Source organism: Streptomyces sp. MBT65 (assembly GCF_016612545.1).
Taxonomy (GTDB): Bacteria; Actinomycetota; Actinomycetes; order Streptomycetales; family Streptomycetaceae; genus Streptomyces.
Genome location: NZ_JAENRY010000018.1, coordinates 20,609 through 38,057, shown reverse-complemented (window position 1 = coordinate 38,057; position 17,449 = coordinate 20,609). Strand labels below are relative to the sequence as shown.

Here is a 17,449-nt window from a genome sequence, read left to right as displayed (position 1 = left end):
CCCGCCGCGGGGTCGCGGGCCACCGGAGGTTGTCCGGTGGCCCGCGACCACGCCGCGCCGGCCTTCACCTGCCTTTCGTGCCGTACGGCGGGTGTGCCGGTTTACTTCTTCGGGTTCTTCAGGCCGAGATTGACGAAGTCGTACGTACCGCTGTAGTTGTCCGTCGTGTAGACGTTCGCGAGGTTGTCGCCACGCCAGTTGATGAACTTCTCGAAGACGAAGGGCAGGTAGTACGCGCCCTCCATGACCTTGTGGTTGATCTCGGTCGAGATCTGGGTCTTGCCCGACTCGTCCAGCGTGGTGACGAACTTGTCGAACAGACCGTCGATGGTCTTGTCCTTGATCAGGGCGAAGTTGTTGTTACCGCTGGGCAGGATGTACTTGCTGTCCCACAGCGGCAGACCGAAGCCCTGGACGGTCGGGAAGTCGGCGCCCCAGCCCATGATGATGATGCCGTAGCCCTTCTTCTTCACGTTCGAAGGGCTGCCGATGATGCCGCTGGTCTGCGAACCGTCGAACTGGTCGATCTGCGCGTTGATGCCGATCTTCTTCAGCGACGCCTGGAGCGACTGGGCCGTGGCGACCTCGACCGGCTTGTTGTTGCGCACCGCGATGGTGGTGGAGAAGCCGTTCGGCTTGCCGCACGCCTTCAGGGCCGCCTTGGCCTCGGCGATGTTGCCGTTCTTGTTCGCGCCCGCGAGCTTGTACGGGTCGTACTTCTGGCCCTCGGCGCCCGGGACGGACGGCGGGAGCATGTTGGTGCCGATGTCACCACCGGCGACCGGGCCACCGCGCGCGGTCTGCAGCGAGACGTGGTCCGCGCCGAGGATGACGGCCTTGCGGCACTCGACGTTGTCGAACGGCGCCACGCTCGTCGGGAAGGTCGCGTAGCGGATGTAACCCGAGACCGGGTTGTCCAGGTTGGCCTTGTGCTCCTTCAGGGCGGTGGTGCGGCCCTGCGGGGACATGCCGGTCTGGTTGATGTCCAGGTCGATGTCGCCGTTGAGCAGGCGCTGGTCGAGCTGGTTGGCGTCCGAGAAGAACTGGACGGTGATCTTGTCCGGGTACGCCTTGCGGACCGGGTCCGAGGACTGCTTCCAGTTCGTGTTGCGCACCAGCGTCAGGCTCTTGCCGGGGCTGTACGACTCGAACTTGTACGGGCCGGAGGAGAACGGCTTCAGGCCGTACTTGGACTTGGTGTCCATGTCCTGGCGGACCGGGGAGGCCGAGACCAGACCCAGCACCTCCTGGAAGTCCGAGTTGGCCTCGGGGAGGTGGAAGACGATCGTCTTGTCGTCCGGCGTGGTGATCGACTTCAGGCCGAGCTTGTCCTTGGTCGTGTCCTTGTAGGGACCCTTGTACTCGCCCTTGGGGTCGAGGAAGTCCTTCAGGTACGTCGGACCGCCGGACAGCACGTCCTGCGCCCACACGCGCTCGATGCCGTACTTCACGTCCTTGGACGTGATCGCCTTGCCGTCCTCCCACGTGATGCCGTCACGCAGGGTGTACGTGTAGGTCTTGCCGCCGTCGGTGACCTTGGCGAGACCGGTGGCGAGGTCCGGGGTGAGCTCGGCGCCGGCCTTGCCCGGCTCCGTCTTGCCCGTGACCAGCTGACGGCTGTAGTAGCGCGCGAAGTCCCACATGAAGCCGTAGTAACCACGCGTGGTGTCCCACGAGTCGGCGTCCTGGGCACCACCGAAGCGCAGCGTGCCGCCCTTCTTGACCAGCGAGGCCTGGGCGACCTTGTTGTTCGCGGCGTCGAAGCCGGCGGCACCGGTCTTCGAACCGCTGTTGTCGTCGCTGCCACCGCCGCCGCACGCCGCCGTGGTCAGCAGTGCGGCGACCGCAGCAGCGGCGGCGAATGCCTTCTTGCGCCGCCCTGGAGTGCGTTGGGTTGTCACGATCTCGGATCCTCCGGACTAGATGAGAGACCCCGTGTTGGTGCCACGGGACAGATGGGGGTGGTACGGATGTTCAGCGGGACGCCTTCGGGTCGAGCGCGTCGCGCACGCCGTCGCCGAAAAGGTTGAAGGCCAGGACGGTGATGAAGATCGCCACACCCGGGACCACCATGTACATGGGGTCTGACTCGTAGTAGTCGATGGCGCTCGACAGCATCTGTCCCCAGGACGCGGTGGGCGGCTTGACGCCCACGCCGAGGAAGCTGAGCGCGGCCTCGGTGAGGATGTTCGTCGGGATCATCATGGTCGTGTACACGATGATGGGCGCGACCAGGTTGGGCAGCAGTTCCTTGAACAGGATGTAGAACCGCCCGGCGCCCAGCGAGCGGGCGGCCTCGACGTACTCGCGCTCACGCATCGAGAGCGTCTGCCCGCGCACCACCCGCCCGATGTAGGGCCAGCCGAAGAACCCGATGACCAGGATCATCACGAACACGCGCACGTTGGACCCGGACAGGCCCAGCAGGTCGTTCGGCATGACGGAGACCAGGGCGATCGTGAACAGCAGCTGCGGGAAGGCCAGCAGGCCGTCCATCACGCGGCTCACCAACGAGTCGATCCAGCCGCCGAAGAAGCCGGCCAGGATGCCCAGGACGGTGCCGAGGACGACGGCGACCATGGCGGACAGGAAGCCCACCAGGAGCGAGACGCGGGCGCCGTAGAGGATGCGGGCGAAGATGTCGCGGCCGTTGACCGGCTCGACACCCAGCAGGTGATCGCCGCTGATGCCGCCCAGCGACCCCTTGGGGGTGCCGAACAGCGGGTCGATCAGGTTCTCGTTGTACGCGTCGGGGTCCTGCCCGAGCAGGTGGGTGATGACCGGCGCGAGCAGGGCGAGCAGGATGAGGACGAGCACGACGATGCCGCCCGTCAGGGCGAGCTTGTCCCGCTTGAGCCGTTCCCAGGCGATCCGGCCCAGGGAACGCCCCTGGACCGCCTTCGCCTCGGCGCTCACTGCCGCCGCTTCCTCGGCCGCGCTCGGGGCCGTATCCGCAGTCGGCTCGTGCAATGGTGCCGTCATCTGGCAGGGACCCCTCTCAACCGGCGGTAGCCGGCCCACACTTGCCGCTGTGGCGGCGTGATCAGTCCGTCGTACATCGGGGCGAACGGCCCCTGGTGCGGGAGTCTTCAACGCTTTGGTGATCTGCTGCCAGGGTTGACGGCGAATGGATGCGCAAACGTGATGCAGCCTGGAGGGTTCCGTTATACGGACAGTGGGTAACGCACCCCGGACGCAAGACACTTGGGACACAAAGCCAATTCGACGCCATTTTGGGCATCTCACCGCTATCTACGCGCGAAGAAATGTGTCGTAGACGTAAATCCTGCGGAGAAGCGGAGAAGAGGACTCGCCGGGTCAGTATCCACCACGGACGGGTGGGTATCCGTACCCGCCCGCCTGGGCGGGCGCCGCGTGGGCCTCGCGGTCGTAGAACGGGCGGGCGTTCGCCCGCAGCCAGAGGGCCACCGGGTCGTACTCGTCGGACATCGCCACGGTCGAGACCGGCAGCCCGTCGGGGACCGCGCCGATCGACTGCTGCATCATGCCGCGCACCGAGTCCACGGCCGCCGGGCCGGTGTCGTAGACGTCCAGACCGATCGCGAGATACGGCGCCCCGAGCGCGGGCTGCACCCAGGCGCGGCGCAGCGAGCGGACCGCGGGGGTGCGGTGGGCGTTCTGCGTGAGCAGGGCGTAGAACTGCGGGATCTCGATGCCCGGCTCCGACAGCCGCAGGGGTCCGGCGGGCTGGCGCTCCAGGCCGGTGGCGATCCGGCGCAGGTCGAGCCAGGGGATGCCGACGCCGCCGCCGGGGGCGTGCGGGTTGAGCCAGAGACCGAAGTGGTCGGGATACAGGGTGCGGGCCACGTCCAGGCCGTCGACCACCTCGTAGGAGCGGTTCCAGCCGCTCGCCGAGAGTTCCTGGGCGGAGGTGACGCAGGGGGCGTAGCCGTACTTGTCGACCTGCATGTTTCCGTACTGGGCGTCCGGGGAGCCGGACTGGCCGTGCCACAGGAGCATCCAGATCTGGCCGGAGTGCGGGGTCGCGAGGGCGCGGAGGAGTGCCTCGTAGGCGTCGTAGCGCCCGGGCGTCACCTGGCGCAGCATGTGCTCGACCTGGCCGGTCGCGGTGCCGCTGGCGCTCACGTGTCCGCTCCTTCTGGTAGGTGCCCTGCGTTGTCGCGGTTCTGGAAACAGCTTAAGCGCCCAAGGGGTGGGGGCCCGGGGTGCGTTCGCGAGTGCGGGTCGCTCGTGGCCGGCCCGGACCTTCTAGTGACCCTGTGTATAGAAGGGGCGCACTGTCTGGCGCATCCAGTCCGCCACCGGGTCCTGGGTCACGTCCAGCAGGACCAGGTTGACCGGCCAGTTGACCTGGGTCGTGGTGAGGGCCCGGGACAGGGCGTCCATCGGGGCCGCTCTCAAGTCGCCGTCCCAGTTGGTGAGTTCGACGCCCACGAACATCACGGGGTCGGCCGTCTCGATGGCGGCGAGGCAGCGGCGGGCCGTGCTGACGACTCCGGTGTTCGCGAACTCCGCCGAGGCCGCGGCGAGGAAGTCGACCGGGTCGTCCTGCCAGTCGGGTTCGAAGAGGCGGACCCGGCCGCCGCTGGTGGGGCCGTCGAGGGCGGTGCGGCCGATGCGGCACAGCTCGGCCACGGCGAGCGGCGGGAGGGGGACACCGACCGTGCCGCCCGGGTTCACCGCCATGCCGACCTGCGGGGGCAGCCCGCGCGCGAACTCCACCGCGGGCGCGATCGTGAACGACAGATGCGAGCCGACGACCTGCCGGAACTGCTCCTCGGAGCTGAACACCGGGACGTACGCCTGCCCCTCGATGTCCAGCGTCGGCAGGTCGAGGGGGCCGCTCCGCGGGCCGCCGCCGCTGGGGAGCGGGACCCAGACGAAGCTGCGGCCGAGCACCTCGACGATCCGGCCGCCGGCCGAGGGCAGGCCGAGGGACACCGAGAGCACCTCCTCCAGCTCGTTGCCCGGCCATCCGCCGTGCGGATGCGGGTGGGGGTACGCCTGACCGGGGAAGTCCGCCGGGAAGTCCATCTACCTACCGCCTGCTGGTGAAACCGCCTGCTGTAACCCTGCTGTGGCTGAAAAGGCTAGCGGCTCAGTCCCCGAAGTCGATCCGGCGCAGCACGTCCGCCGCGTCCCGGTCCAGGAGGACCGCCGAGTGCACGCCCCGGGGCAGGTCACCGCGCTCCACCGAGCGCAGCAGCCGGGCGGCGGCCCTGCGGTGGCGCAGGAACGCGTACCGCGAGACCCCGCGCCCTCGCTCGCGCTGGCCGCCGAGCGCGGTGTCCGGGCTGACGTCGAGGAACACCAGGTGCAGCGCGCCGCCCCGGCGCTCGGCGGCGCGGGCCAGCCAGCCGCGCACCCAGGTCTGCGTACCGCAGTCGTGCACGACGGCGCCGGACGTGGAGCGCAGCGCGCGGTGCAGTCCCGCGTAGTGCGCGAGGCGGACCAGGGGGCGGTAGACCGCGTACGGGAGGCCCTTCGCCGTGCGGGACATGCGGGCGTCCCAGCGGTCCCGGGTGTCCTGGCTGTCGACGCGGACGCCGTCGCCGGTCACCGCGCGGCGCATCAGCGTGGACTTGCCGCTGCCGGGCAGGCCGGTGACCACGACGAGGTCGCGGGGGCCGAAGCGGAGTCCGTGCGGGCTGTGGCCGGCGCGCTCGCGGAGGTCGCGGACGGTCGGTACCGGGCGGGCCGGGCATGCCTCCCTGGCCGGGGCCGAGGGCTGCTTCGGCAGCGCTACGGCCGAGGTCGTGGCGTACACCGTGGTCCTTGTCACCGTGATCGTCCTCCCTGCGGGGTCAGGAAAGGTTCTCCCCACTGAACGTAAAGAGAAGGTAATGCACGGTGTCTCGCGGTTCCGTTCGCTTCCGGCCACAGGCCTGTTACAAAGCCTGTGCGATGATGTGCCCGCCAACTGCATACCGGCCGCTTGAATCCGCGCGGGAGAGTCCCCAGTCGTACGACATCGGTCGTAGGGCATCTGGGGCGCCGAAGGAGCAAGTCCCTCCCTTGAATCTCTCAGGCCCCGTTACCGCGCGGGCGAGGCACATCTGAAAAGCGGACCGCCCGTCCCGGTGGTCCCACCCAAGGTGCAACCCATGGCCCGCGCGCGGTCATGGCGAACCTCTCAGGTCCCGATGACAGATGGGGAGGAACGACCTCGCCGTCATGCCTTGGGAGACCGACCGATGAGCAGTACCGCCGCCCCCCGTCGTACCGCGCTCGACGCGCTGCACCGCTCGCTCGGTGCGACGATGACCGACTTCGCCGGCTGGGACATGCCGTTGCGCTACGGCTCGGAGCGCGACGAGCACCTCGCCGTCCGCACGAGGGCCGGCCTCTTCGACCTCTCCCACATGGGCGAGATCACGGTGACGGGACCGGACGCGGCCCGTCTCCTCGACTACGCGCTCGTCGGCAACATCGCCTCCGTGGGCGTCGGCCGGGCCCGCTACACCATGATCTGCCGGGCCGACGGCGGGATCCTCGACGACCTGATCGTCTACCGGCTGGCCGACACCGAATACATGGTGGTGGCCAACGCGTCCAACGCGCAGATTGTCCTGGACTCGCTGGTGGAGCGGGCCGCCGGCTTCGACGCGGTCGTCCGCGACGACCGGGACGCGTACGCGCTGCTCGCCGTGCAGGGCCCCGAGTCCGCCGCCGTCCTCAGGTCCCTCACCGACGCCGACCTCGACGGCCTGAAGTACTACGCCGGCCTGCCCGGCACGGTCGCGGGCGTCCCCGCGCTGATCGCCCGCACCGGCTACACCGGCGAGGACGGCTTCGAACTGTTCGTCTCCCCCGCCGACGCAGAGAAGCTGTGGCTGGCCCTGACCGAGGCCGGCGCCTCGGCCGGACTGATCCCGTGCGGCCTGTCCTGCCGCGACACCCTGCGCCTGGAGGCCGGGATGCCGCTGTACGGCCACGAGTTGTCCACCTCCCTCACCCCGTTCGACGCCGGGCTCGGCCGGGTCGTGAAGTTCGAGAAGGACGGCGACTTCGTCGGGCGTACGGCCCTGGAGGCGGCCGCCGAGCGCGCCGCCTCGCAGCCCCCGCGCGTCCTGGTCGGACTGGTCGCCGAGGGCCGCCGGGTCCCGCGCGCCGGGTACCCCGTCGTCGCCGACGGACAGGTGATCGGCGAGGTCACCTCCGGCGCCCCCTCCCCCACGCTGGGAAAGCCCATCGCCATGGCCTACGTCGACGCCGCGCACGCGGCGCCGGGCACGGCCGGTGTCGGCGTGGACATCCGGGGCAGTCACGAGCCCTACGTGGTCGTGGCGCTGCCGTTCTACAAGCGCGAGAAGTGACAGTCGTCGTAGCGTCACGTCTGTGACCCGGGGCGGATCGACCCTGCCCGCCGATGTCCTCCGTAGTCCCCCATTCATCAGCACTCCCCCGCGTACAGGAGAATTCAGGCCATGAGCAACCCCCAGCAGCTGCGCTACAGCAAGGAGCACGAGTGGCTGTCGGTCGCCGAGGACGGCGTCTCGACGGTCGGCATCACCGAGTTCGCGGCCAACGCGCTCGGCGATGTCGTCTACGCCCAGCTCCCCGAGGTGGGCTCCACGGTGACCGCGGGCGAGTCCTGCGGTGAGCTGGAGTCGACGAAGTCGGTGTCCGACCTGTACTCGCCCGTCGGCGGCGAGATCACCGAGATCAACGAGGATGTGGTGAACGACCCGTCGCTGGTGAACTCGGCGCCCTTCGAAGGGGGCTGGCTGTTCAAGGTGCGTGTCGCGGAGGAGCCGGCCGACCTGCTCTCCGCCGACGAGTACACCGCGTTTTCCGCCGGCTGAGGAGTCGTACACCTGATGTCTGTTCTGAACACGCCCCTGCACGAGCTCGACCCGGACATCGCCGCCGCGGTCGACGCCGAGCTGCGCCGGCAGCAGTCCACGCTGGAGATGATCGCCTCGGAGAACTTCGCTCCGGTCGCGGTCATGGAGGCGCAGGGCTCGGTCCTCACCAACAAGTACGCGGAGGGGTACCCGGGCCGTCGTTACTACGGCGGCTGCGAGCACGTCGATGTCGCCGAGCAGATCGCGATCGACCGGGTCAAGGAGCTGTTCGGCGCCGAGTACGCCAATGTGCAGCCCCACTCGGGCGCCTCGGCGAACCAGGCCGCGCTGTTCGCGCTGGCCCGGCCCGGCGACACGATCCTCGGGCTGGACCTGGCGCACGGCGGTCACCTGACCCACGGGATGCGGCTGAACTTCTCCGGGAAGCAGTTCGACGTGGTCGCGTACCACGTGGACGCGCAGACCGGCCTGGTCGACATGGCCGAGGTCGAGAAGCTCGCCAAGGAGCACCGCCCGAAGGTCATCATCGCGGGCTGGTCGGCGTACCCGCGCCAGCTGGACTTCGCCGAGTTCCGCCGGATCGCGGACGAGGTCGAGGCGTATCTGTGGGTCGACATGGCGCACTTCGCGGGGCTGGTGGCGGCCGGCCTCCACCCGAACCCGGTCCCGTACGCGGACGTCGTCACGTCCACGACCCACAAGACGCTGGGCGGCCCGCGCGGCGGCATCATCCTGGCGAAGAAGGAGTTCGCGAAGAAGCTGAACTCCTCGGTCTTCCCCGGCTTCCAGGGCGGTCCGCTGGAGCACGTGATCGCCGCGAAGGCGGTCTCCTTCAAGGTCGCCGCCAGCGAGGACTTCAAGGAGCGGCAGCGGCGTACCGTGGAGGGGGCGCGGCTGCTGGCCGAGCGCCTGGTGCGGGACGACGTGAAGGCCGTAGGGGTCGACGTCCTGTCGGGCGGTACGGACGTGCACCTGGTCCTGGTCGACCTGCGGAACTCCGAGCTGGACGGTCAGCAGGCCGAGGACCGGCTCCACGAGGTCGGCATCACGGTCAACCGGAACGCCGTCCCGAACGACCCGCGGCCCCCGATGGTGACGTCGGGCCTGCGCATCGGGACGCCGGCGCTGGCGACCCGCGGCTTCTCGGCCGAGGACTTCGCCGAGGTGGCGGACGTGATCGCCGAGACGCTCAAGCCGTCGTACGACGTGGCGGGTCTGAAGGCCCGGGTCACGGCGCTGGCGGAGAAGTACCCGCTGTACCCCGGGCTGTAGTCGGCCCGTCCGGCCGTAGTCGGCCACCGGGGGCGCCGCGCACACTGGGAGGTGTGCGCGGTGTCCCTCCCCTTGCACCACCCCGCACGTCTTGCGTTCTGAGGAGTCACCGTGGCCATCTCGGTCTTCGACCTGTTCTCGATCGGCATCGGCCCGTCCAGCTCCCACACGGTCGGCCCGATGCGGGCGGCCCGTATGTTCGCGCGCCGGCTGCGCAACGAGGAGCTGCTGGACTCCGTCGCCGCCGTCCGCACCGAGCTGTACGGCTCGCTCGGCGCGACCGGCCACGGGCACGGCACCCCGAAAGCGGTGCTGCTGGGCCTGGAGGGCCAGTCGCCGCGCACGGTGGACGTGGAGGGGGCCGACGAACGGGTGGAGCGGATCAAGGAGTTGGGGCGCATCCGCCTCCTCGGCGAGCACGAGATCCCGTTCTCCTTCGACAACGACCTGAAGCTGCACCGCCGTAAGACGCTGCCGTACCACGCGAACGGCATGACGCTGTGGGCGTACGACGCGGCGGGCGCCGAGCTGTTGTCGAAGACGTACTACTCGGTGGGCGGCGGTTTCGTCGTCGACGAGGAAGCGGTCGGCGCGGACCGCATCAAGCTGGACGACACGGTCCTCAAGTACCCCTTCCGCACCGGCGACGAGCTGCTGCGCCTCACCCAGGAGACGGGTCTGTCGATCTCCGCGCTGATGCTGGAGAACGAGCGCGCCTGGCGTACGGAGGAGGAGATCCGAACCGGGCTGCTGGAGATCTGGGGTGTGATGCGGGCGTGCGTCTCGCGGGGCATGTCCCGCGAGGGCATCCTGCCCGGCGGCCTCCGGGTCCGCCGCAGGGCCGCCATGTCGGCACGCCAACTCCGCGCGGAGGGCGACCCGTTGGCGCACGCGATGGAGTGGATCACGCTCTACGCGATGGCGGTGAACGAGGAGAACGCGGCGGGCGGCCGGGTCGTCACCGCCCCCACGAACGGCGCGGCGGGCATCATCCCGGCCGTCCTGCACTACTACATCAACTTCGTGCCCGGCGCCGACGAGGAGGGCGTCGTCCGCTTCATGCTGGCCGCCGGCGCCATCGGCATGCTCTTCAAGGAGAACGCCTCCATCTCCGGCGCCGAGGTCGGCTGCCAGGGCGAGGTCGGCTCCGCGTGCTCCATGGCGGCGGGCGCGCTGGCCGAGGTCCTCGGCGGCAGCCCCGAACAGGTCGAGAACGCGGCCGAGATCGGCATGGAACACAACCTCGGCCTCACGTGCGACCCCGTCGGCGGCCTCGTCCAGATCCCCTGCATCGAACGCAACGGGATGGCGGCGGTGAAGGCGGTGACCGCCGCGCGGATGGCGATGCGGGGGGACGGGTCGCACAAGGTGTCCCTCGACAAGGTCATCAAGACGATGAAGGAGACGGGGGCGGACATGAGCGTGAAGTACAAGGAGACGGCTCGGGGTGGGCTTGCGGTGAACATCATCGAGTGTTGAGGGGGTGGGGGCTGAGCAGGGCGTTGTCGTCTTTCAGCACTGACAGGGTCGTCCCTGCTCATGGCGCCGTGACGTCCGCAACTCCACGACGTCGCACGCGAGTTGGATGCTCGCTCCGTCATCCGCCCCGCAGTTGCGGCGGTGCTCGCCTGATGGCCGACCCCAGGCGTGACACCACCTCCGGCCACGTCTGCAACGACCTGCGCAGCCCCGCCCGGTTCGGCGCGCGCCGGACGGCCCGCGACATCGACGTCCTCGGCCGCTCGTTCCGGCACGGACCCGCCCCTACCGGCCACCCGGATCGCTTCGTTGACGTCGGCCAGCAGGTCACCGCCTTCGACGACGTACTACTCCGCGGCGACGCCACCACCCGCACAGGGAATGCGGCGACCCTCGCACGGTCATGAAACGGCCGCGGGAGCTGGGTCATTGCGTTCGTTCGGATCCGGGCATTGACCAGCTCGGATGTCCGCGGCCGGCCGGCTTGACATCCAGGCGGGGACTTTACGTGGACATTACGTGTTCATATGATGTCGGCGCATGACCAGGCCTGACCAGCCCGTGTCTGCGCACATCTATCAGCGACCGGGGGAACACCGTCGTTCACGGGGAAGATTCGCTTCGTCATGCCGCCGTGCGTGTTCGTACGGCTTCTGGGCTGCTCTCCAGCTGTTCTTCGATGCTCTCCCGGCACGCATCCCCCTTGACGAAGACAAGGATGCTTCTTTGCGTTCCACACCACGATCCGGCCTGGCCAGATCGCGCAGTTCAGGGTTGGTGACCACCTCTGCCGTGGCGCTGGCGGTACTGGCCGGGCTGGCGGTCCAGCCCGGGGCGGCGCCGGCGCGGTCCGAGCCGGCGAGTGACTCCTATCCCTGGTACGAGGACACGACCGGCGAGCAGTTGCGGCAGGACCAGTGTCTGATGGCCGACGTGCTGCGGCTGGGCGGCACGTCGATGGCGGCGACCGCGCAGGACGGCCTGAACCAGACTCCGGAGAAGCTGCGTGTCGCGGCCGACCGGAAGAACTGGGAGAAGACGCCGCTGGCCGTCGCATACGAGGCGGACAAGACCGCCGCGAGCAAGGAAAGCGCTGCGCTGTCCGCGCTCCAGGCGTCCTGGAAGAAGCCGCTGGCCGGTCTGGCGACGCCGGACGGGTTCACCGAGACCGGGTTCCACTGGCCACCGGGCACCAGTAACGACGGGCAGCAGTCGTTCTACGAACAGACCGGTCTGACGTCCTGGATCTCCGACCGGTACTGGAAGACGGACTCCGACTTCTACGACGACGAGACCCCGGCGGCCGACGAGAAGACCCTCGCGACCGTCGACCAGGTGGGCACCCCCCGGTACGGGCAGGACCCCAGCTCGGTGGGCAGGACCAGGGATGAGTTCAACCAGGCGCTGGCCGAGCACGCCGCGTTCGAGTGGATGCACGGCGGTCCCGGTGCGAACCCGGGTGCGGACGACGCGCGGATCTTCCTGGCCTCGGGCGGCTTCCCGCGCACCGCACCGCAGCCGGGCACGCCCGAGTACCGGATCGCGGTGGAGGACGTGAAGTCCCGCTTCGCCGCGTGCGGCTGGCGTGATCCGCTGGATCCGAACGGTGTGCTGGACGACATCACGTCCACCGCGGCCGGTGAGTGGCAGCAGGAGATCGTCTCCCAGACCACGCAGCGCAACCAGATCCTCGACGCCAACAAGGCGGCGGTCGACGCACTGACCAAGGGCACCAAGGCCCTGGGTGAGATGCTCGGGCACTCCTGGATCGCCGACCACGCCACCCGCTGGCAGGACTACTGGTCCGCGGGCGGTATCGGCTACATCGGCGACGCCCCGCTGAGCATCGAGATCCCCGGCGCCACGGGCAAGTGCCTGGACGTGGAGGGCGGCGCCACGGCCAACGGCACCGCGATCCAGGTCTACACCTGCGGCGGCGGCCCGGCGCAGGAGTGGCGGTTCCAGGGCTCGTACGCCGACGGCTACGCCCTGGTGAACACCAAGTCGCAGAAGTGCCTGGAGGTGGCCGGCGGCAAGAACGCCGACGGTACGAAGATCCAGATCTATACCTGCAACGGCAGCAAGGCGCAGCAGTGGGACTTCGATGTGCGGGCGGCGGGCGTGTTCCGTAACGCCGCGACGGACAAGTGCCTGAACCTGCCCTCGTTCGACAACAGCAAGAACTCCTCGCTGCTGACCTGCAACAGCTCGGCCTCGCAGAAGCTGCGCATCGTGCCCAAGGGGCACACCGGCGACACCCGGCTGGGCTACCCGGACAAGGCGCAGTTCACCCAGGCGAAGACCGGGGTGACCGCCGCCCAGACCGGCGCGAAGACCCAACTGGCCGTGCTCAAGGCGCAGTTGGCCGCCGCGCAGAAGTCCGCGACCGCTTCGGACGCCGCGTTGCAGACCGCGTACAGCACTGCCGACGCCAACGGTGCGCCGAGGGGCCGGGGTCTGCTGGTGGGCCAGCAGAAAGCACAGGTGACCAAGGGCACGGTCGCGGCTCTGACGGCGTTGGTGAAGGCCGGTGAGACGGCCGAGGCCGCCACCCGGGCCGCCGCCGGGGACAGTGCGACCATCGCGCAGCGTGCGCTGGCGCAGGCCGCGCAGGCCAAGGCGGAGTTCCGCAAGGAGGCCGCGAAGACGGCCGAGTTCCAGGCCAAGGCGGCCGCGGACGCGGCCAAGGTGCACCGGGACAACGCGAAGAAGGACAAGGAGACCGCGGAGGCCAAGCTCACGGTGGCACTCGCGGCCGAAGGAGACGCGAAGGCGGCCGCCGCCGACGCCCATGCCAAGCGGCTCACCGCGGAGGCCGAGGAGAAGACGGCCAAGGCCGAGAAGGAGACGGCCGCCGCCGAGCAGGCCGAGGCCGCTGAGCACAGGAAGAACGCCGAGGCCGAGGCGACCAAGGCCGGTGACGCCAAGGGCCGGGCCGAGTCCGCCGAGAAGACCGCCCAGGGCAAACGGGACGACGCGGTCAAGTCCAGGGACCACGCCAAGGCCATGCGTGACGACGCCTGGGACGCGCGGCAGGAGGCCAACGCCAAGCGGGCGAAGGCCGACGCCAAGGACGCCTACGCCGACAAGATCAGCTCCGGTTCCGCCGCGGAGGACGCCCGCGCGGCGGCGAACGAGGCGGACAAGGCCGCCGGCGACGCCGAGACAGCAGCGGACAACGCCAGTTCCGAGGCCCGTGCCGCCACCGAGGCCGCAGCCGCCGCGGACGCCGCCGCCACCCGGGCCGAGGCGGCCGCCAAGCGCGCACGCGCCGCCTCCGACGCCGCCCAGGCCGACAAGCTCAAGGCCGACGCCGCGGTGAAGACCGCGACGGCCGCGGTCGCCGACGCCATCAAGGCGTCCCAGGACGCCGCCGCCGAGGCCAAGGCCGCGGTCACACTCGCCGACGAGGCCGAACAGCACGCAAAGGACGCGAAGAGCCAGGCCCTCGCCGCCAACGCGGAGGCCGTGAAGGCCATCGCCGCGGCGGCCAAGGCCGTCGGCTTCGCCCATGTCACCGCCCAGGCGGCTGTCGATGCCGCCAAGTCGGCCGAACAGGTCGCGGCCCCCGCCAACGACGCCGTCCAACTCGGCTCTCCTTACGTCGACACCGACTCCGCAGCCGGCCTGGTCGTCCTGACCGGACAGGCGTCGAAGTCGATCGCGGAGCAGCAGCAGGCCGTCGCCCAGGCGCACGCCGCCAACGCCGCGGTCGAGGCCCAGGCCGCCAAGAACCTCGCCGACCAGGCACAGGGCGACAGCAAGGAGGCCTACCAGCACGCCGCGAACGCCGCCCAGTACGCGGCCGACGCCCGCACCTACTCCAAGGAAGCCCTCGGCTACGCGGCCGACGCCGCCACCGCCGCTTCCAAGGCGGCCGCCTCGCTGGCCCGCACCATCGACTACGACCAGCAGGCGACCGTCGACGCCGCGGCCGCCGACAAGGCGGCCGGCAACGCGGAGGGTTACGCCAAGGACGCCCGCGCCTCCGCCGACCAGGCCGAACTTGACGCCTCGGCCGCCCGCGCCGCGGCGGCCCGGGCCGAACAGGACGCCAAGGACGCCCGCGCCGCCGCCACCCGCGCCGACACCGCCGCCACCGAAGCCGAACAGGCGGCCAAGGACGCCGACAAGTACTCCGAGGAAGCCCAACAGGCCGCCACGGAAGCGGAGGCGGCTCAGGCAAGCAAGAACGTCAAGAGCGGCTCGGGGACCGGTGTCGGCGGGGTCTTCTCCGTCATCGACGAGATCAGGCCGCGCGGGGAGCCCGAGCGCCTCCCCAACGAGTGCCACGACATCGTCGTCTGCGACACGATGGTGTACATCGCGCACTTCGACGCGGTGGTCAGCTTCTACGTGTGCGGGAACCCGGACGTGCCCGCCACCCCGGCCGGCTGCCCGTCCGACGACACGCACTTCCTGAAGACGGTCACCGTCAAGGACCAGACCAAGACGGTCAAGATCTCCACCTGGGACGCGACCGTCGACGTCTGGAAGGGCATAGCCAAGTCGATCAAGGGTGACTTCACCGGCTGCTACCACAAGGCCTTCGGCGGCGGCGAGGGCAGTGCGAGCGACTGCTTCTGGGCCGCGTCCTGGCTCCCGCTCGGCGGGCCCATCGGCAAGGTCGCCGACGCGATCCGTGCCGTGGACGCCGCCATGCGTACCGGCATCGGCGTCGCCGACGCGCTGAAGGCACTGCGTGCTCTGGACATCGACGCGGAGGCGCTGGCGAGCATCGAGCGCTCGGTGAACGCCTACGAGGAAGCCCGCATGGCATGCCGGCCCAACAGCTTCCCCGGCACCACGCACGTGGTGATGGCCGACGGCACGACCAAGGAGATCAGGTACGTCAGGACCGGTGACGCGGTCCTCGCCACCGATCCCGGAAGCGGCCGGACCGCGGGCCGCACCGTCACCGACACCGTCTACACGCCGGACGACACCGACTTCGCCGACATCACGATCGACGCGGGCCGGTCACGGATCACCGCCACCCAGCACCACCCGTTCTGGTCGCCCAGCGCCCACCGATGGGTCGACGCGGGCGATCTCGAGCCCGGCCAGACGCTGCGCAGCAGCGACGGCGGGACCGTCACCGTCGTAGGCGTCCACCGCTACCAGCGGCTCCACTCCGCCTACAACCTCGGCGTCGCCGACATCCACACCTACTACGTGCTGGCGGGGACCACGCCCGTTCTCGTGCACAACACGTTCTGTCCGGTCGGTTTCGCGGATCTGGGCGGCGGCAAGCTCGAATCACCCGGCGGGCTGATCTACGGTTTCGACAAGAAGTACGGCACCAAGATCGACCATGTGCTCGCCCACACGGTGCCCGACGCCTCCAAGGTGTCGCACACGGTGTTCATCGAGCACGACCCCGCCAAGGTGCTCGCCCTGGTGGACGAGGCATGGGCCATGCAGAGCAAGGCGATAAAGGATCCCGCGGACGCTTTCAGGTTCGTCTTCCCCATGGGAAGAACGATCGGCACCAGGGGCGAGAAGTATCTCCAGATCGCGGTCAATCCGCAGACCAAGGAGATTCTGAGCGCCTATCCGGTGGCCGCGCCGTAACGGTCCGCGCCGCGTCGTAGAAGACGCCGCGTCGTAGAAGAAGCAGAAGAACGGGACGCGGCCGGCGTCGTAGGGCGCCGGCCGCGTCCCGGACGTGACGAGCGTGAGGCAAAGTGATTCCACCATGCACAGCGACATGACTGAACGGATCAAAGAACTGCTGGACAGTGACGTCTCAGCCGCGTCCACGCTCGGCGAAGAGATCCAGCACCGGGTTTCGTCCGAAGACTTCGAGTGGGCGGCACTGCTCGGCGCGGAGCTCGCCCACCGGGCCGCCCAGGAGGACGAGGATTCATCTGAACACGCCTTCCTGCTCGACCGGTTGCAGACAGCTCTTGCCGGCACGGCGGGACAGCGGAGCCTGCGCGCTTTGATGTGCCTGCCGAGCAGCCTGCGGGCCGGAGAGTCGGCACAGACCCGGGCCGAGCGGCGGCTGGCCCAGATGGTGGCCCTGGGGCATCGGCCTTCGGACATCGTCCCGGTCGTCTACGGCGAGCAGCTCGGCACCGCGGCGTCGGACGAGTTCAAGGCCTGTCTGCTGCACGAGCTGGTGCTCAAAGGCGTCGCGGTCCCCGCGTACCCCCTTCTGCGGTCCTTCGGCGAAGCGCTCGTGGCGGAGGGGCATCCGCTCGCGCCCCTGCCGCTCCACCTGCTGCCGGCGGAGCGCGCGCTGCTCAGGCCGGCGCACGCCCCGCAGGACTGGACGTGGGCCCTGCCCCCGGCAACGGTGGAGAAGCAGAGCGACCGACCCGAACTCCGTGTCTCGCCGGAGATGCGCCTGCGCAGTGCTGCGGTCGATCCAGCGGACATCACCGTTCCGGAGGTGGCCGAGGCCATGAGCGCCGCGGTGCGGCACTGGGTGGAGGAGTCCAACGGCATGGTCGCCGCGCAGGAGTTCTGGTCCGCGTCCGCTGTCTCACCGGACGACTTCGCGGCTGTCTTCGAGCGGCTGCCACTCACAGCATGGCCGACGGGAGAGAGCAGGGCCCGGCTGTACCCGGCCGACTCCGACAGGGTGCTGCGGGTACTGCTCACCGCGGCGGTGCGCAGCCCCGCCTACGGCAGCGGCATGTTCGGTGCGTACGGGCGACTCGCTGCCTGGCGTTCTCTCGGTGGCCTGGTCGGCGCCGCCCCGGAGGCGCCGCTCCCTCACACGGCCACGCTGGTCGAGCAGACACACTGGTTCATCGCCGACCCCTCATCGGATTGGTTCCACCAAGTGGCCTGGGACCTCGCCGTGGCCGCCTTGCGACCGGGCGGGCAGGAGATCGCGGTCCTCGCCGCCACGGACACCGACTGATCCCGGCGTGCGGTGAACATCATCGAGTGGTGAG

General features: G+C 69.7%; 12 protein-coding genes and 1 riboswitch. Of the genes, 7 read left to right on the top strand and 5 right to left on the bottom strand.

Annotation, left to right across the window (positions count from 1 at the left end; genetic code table 11):
* Positions 1-101: 101 nt before the first annotated feature.
* From JHN63_RS06875 to JHN63_RS06855, 5 genes are all read right to left on the bottom strand, one after another.
* On the bottom strand, positions 102-1,901 hold the full coding sequence (locus JHN63_RS06875) for an ABC transporter substrate-binding protein (RefSeq protein WP_200677947.1): 1,800 nt from the start codon (positions 1,899-1,901) through the stop codon (positions 102-104).
* Between the two features lie 73 nt (positions 1,902-1,974).
* Positions 1,975-2,982, bottom strand: coding sequence for an ABC transporter permease (locus JHN63_RS06870; RefSeq protein ID WP_200677946.1), 1,008 nt, complete (start codon positions 2,980-2,982; stop codon positions 1,975-1,977).
* Between the two features lie 336 nt (positions 2,983-3,318).
* A complete protein-coding gene (locus JHN63_RS06865; protein ID WP_200677945.1) occupies positions 3,319-4,107 on the bottom strand; it encodes an enhanced serine sensitivity protein SseB C-terminal domain-containing protein in 789 nt (262 codons plus the stop codon).
* Positions 4,108-4,230: 123 nt separating this feature from the next.
* The gene (locus JHN63_RS06860; RefSeq protein ID WP_200677944.1) at positions 4,231-5,016 is read right to left on the bottom strand and encodes an enhanced serine sensitivity protein SseB; all 786 of its coding nucleotides are present in this window, start codon (positions 5,014-5,016) and stop codon (positions 4,231-4,233) included.
* A gap of 64 nt (positions 5,017-5,080) precedes the next feature.
* Positions 5,081-5,770, bottom strand: coding sequence for an AAA family ATPase (locus tag JHN63_RS06855; RefSeq protein WP_200677992.1), 690 nt, complete (start codon positions 5,768-5,770; stop codon positions 5,081-5,083).
* 148 nt (positions 5,771-5,918) lie between these two features.
* Positions 5,919-6,032: riboswitch (glycine riboswitch) on the top strand.
* Between the two features lie 144 nt (positions 6,033-6,176).
* Between JHN63_RS06855 and gcvT the strand changes: the two genes are divergently transcribed.
* From gcvT to JHN63_RS06820, 7 genes are all read left to right on the top strand, one after another.
* Complete coding sequence (gcvT, locus tag JHN63_RS06850) at positions 6,177-7,298, top strand: glycine cleavage system aminomethyltransferase GcvT (RefSeq protein WP_200677943.1); 1,122 nt, start codon at positions 6,177-6,179, stop codon at positions 7,296-7,298.
* Between the two features lie 111 nt (positions 7,299-7,409).
* A complete protein-coding gene (gene gcvH, locus JHN63_RS06845) occupies positions 7,410-7,787 on the top strand; it encodes a glycine cleavage system protein GcvH (RefSeq protein ID WP_200677942.1) in 378 nt (125 codons plus the stop codon).
* A 15-nt stretch (positions 7,788-7,802) separates the two neighbouring features.
* Positions 7,803-9,062, top strand: a complete 1,260-nt coding sequence (gene glyA / locus JHN63_RS06840; protein WP_200677941.1) for a serine hydroxymethyltransferase — start codon at positions 7,803-7,805, stop codon at positions 9,060-9,062.
* A gap of 111 nt (positions 9,063-9,173) precedes the next feature.
* Positions 9,174-10,541 (top strand): L-serine ammonia-lyase, encoded by a 1,368-nt coding sequence (locus tag JHN63_RS06835; RefSeq protein WP_200677939.1) that lies wholly within the window; start codon positions 9,174-9,176, stop codon positions 10,539-10,541.
* A 152-nt stretch (positions 10,542-10,693) separates the two neighbouring features.
* Positions 10,694-10,948, top strand: a complete 255-nt coding sequence (locus tag JHN63_RS06830; RefSeq protein WP_200677937.1) for a hypothetical protein — start codon at positions 10,694-10,696, stop codon at positions 10,946-10,948.
* Between the two features lie 370 nt (positions 10,949-11,318).
* Positions 11,319-16,115, top strand: a complete 4,797-nt coding sequence (locus JHN63_RS06825) for an RICIN domain-containing protein (protein WP_307781836.1) — start codon at positions 11,319-11,321, stop codon at positions 16,113-16,115.
* A gap of 136 nt (positions 16,116-16,251) precedes the next feature.
* A complete protein-coding gene (locus JHN63_RS06820; protein ID WP_200677933.1) occupies positions 16,252-17,415 on the top strand; it encodes a DUF6183 family protein in 1,164 nt (387 codons plus the stop codon).
* The last annotated feature ends 34 nt before the right edge of the window (positions 17,416-17,449 follow it).

Coding starts and splice junctions, on each gene's coding strand:
- JHN63_RS06870 (WP_200677946.1), bottom strand. CDS start 2,982: ATGACGGCACCATTGCACGAGCCGACTGCGGATACGGCCCCGAGCGCG.
- JHN63_RS06860 (WP_200677944.1), bottom strand. CDS start 5,016: ATGGACTTCCCGGCGGACTTCCCCGGTCAGGCGTACCCCCACCCGCAT.
- gcvT (WP_200677943.1), top strand. CDS start 6,177: ATGAGCAGTACCGCCGCCCCCCGTCGTACCGCGCTCGACGCGCTGCAC.
- gcvH (WP_200677942.1), top strand. CDS start 7,410: ATGAGCAACCCCCAGCAGCTGCGCTACAGCAAGGAGCACGAGTGGCTG.
- glyA (WP_200677941.1), top strand. CDS start 7,803: ATGTCTGTTCTGAACACGCCCCTGCACGAGCTCGACCCGGACATCGCC.
- JHN63_RS06830 (WP_200677937.1), top strand. CDS start 10,694: ATGGCCGACCCCAGGCGTGACACCACCTCCGGCCACGTCTGCAACGAC.
- JHN63_RS06820 (WP_200677933.1), top strand. CDS start 16,252: ATGACTGAACGGATCAAAGAACTGCTGGACAGTGACGTCTCAGCCGCG.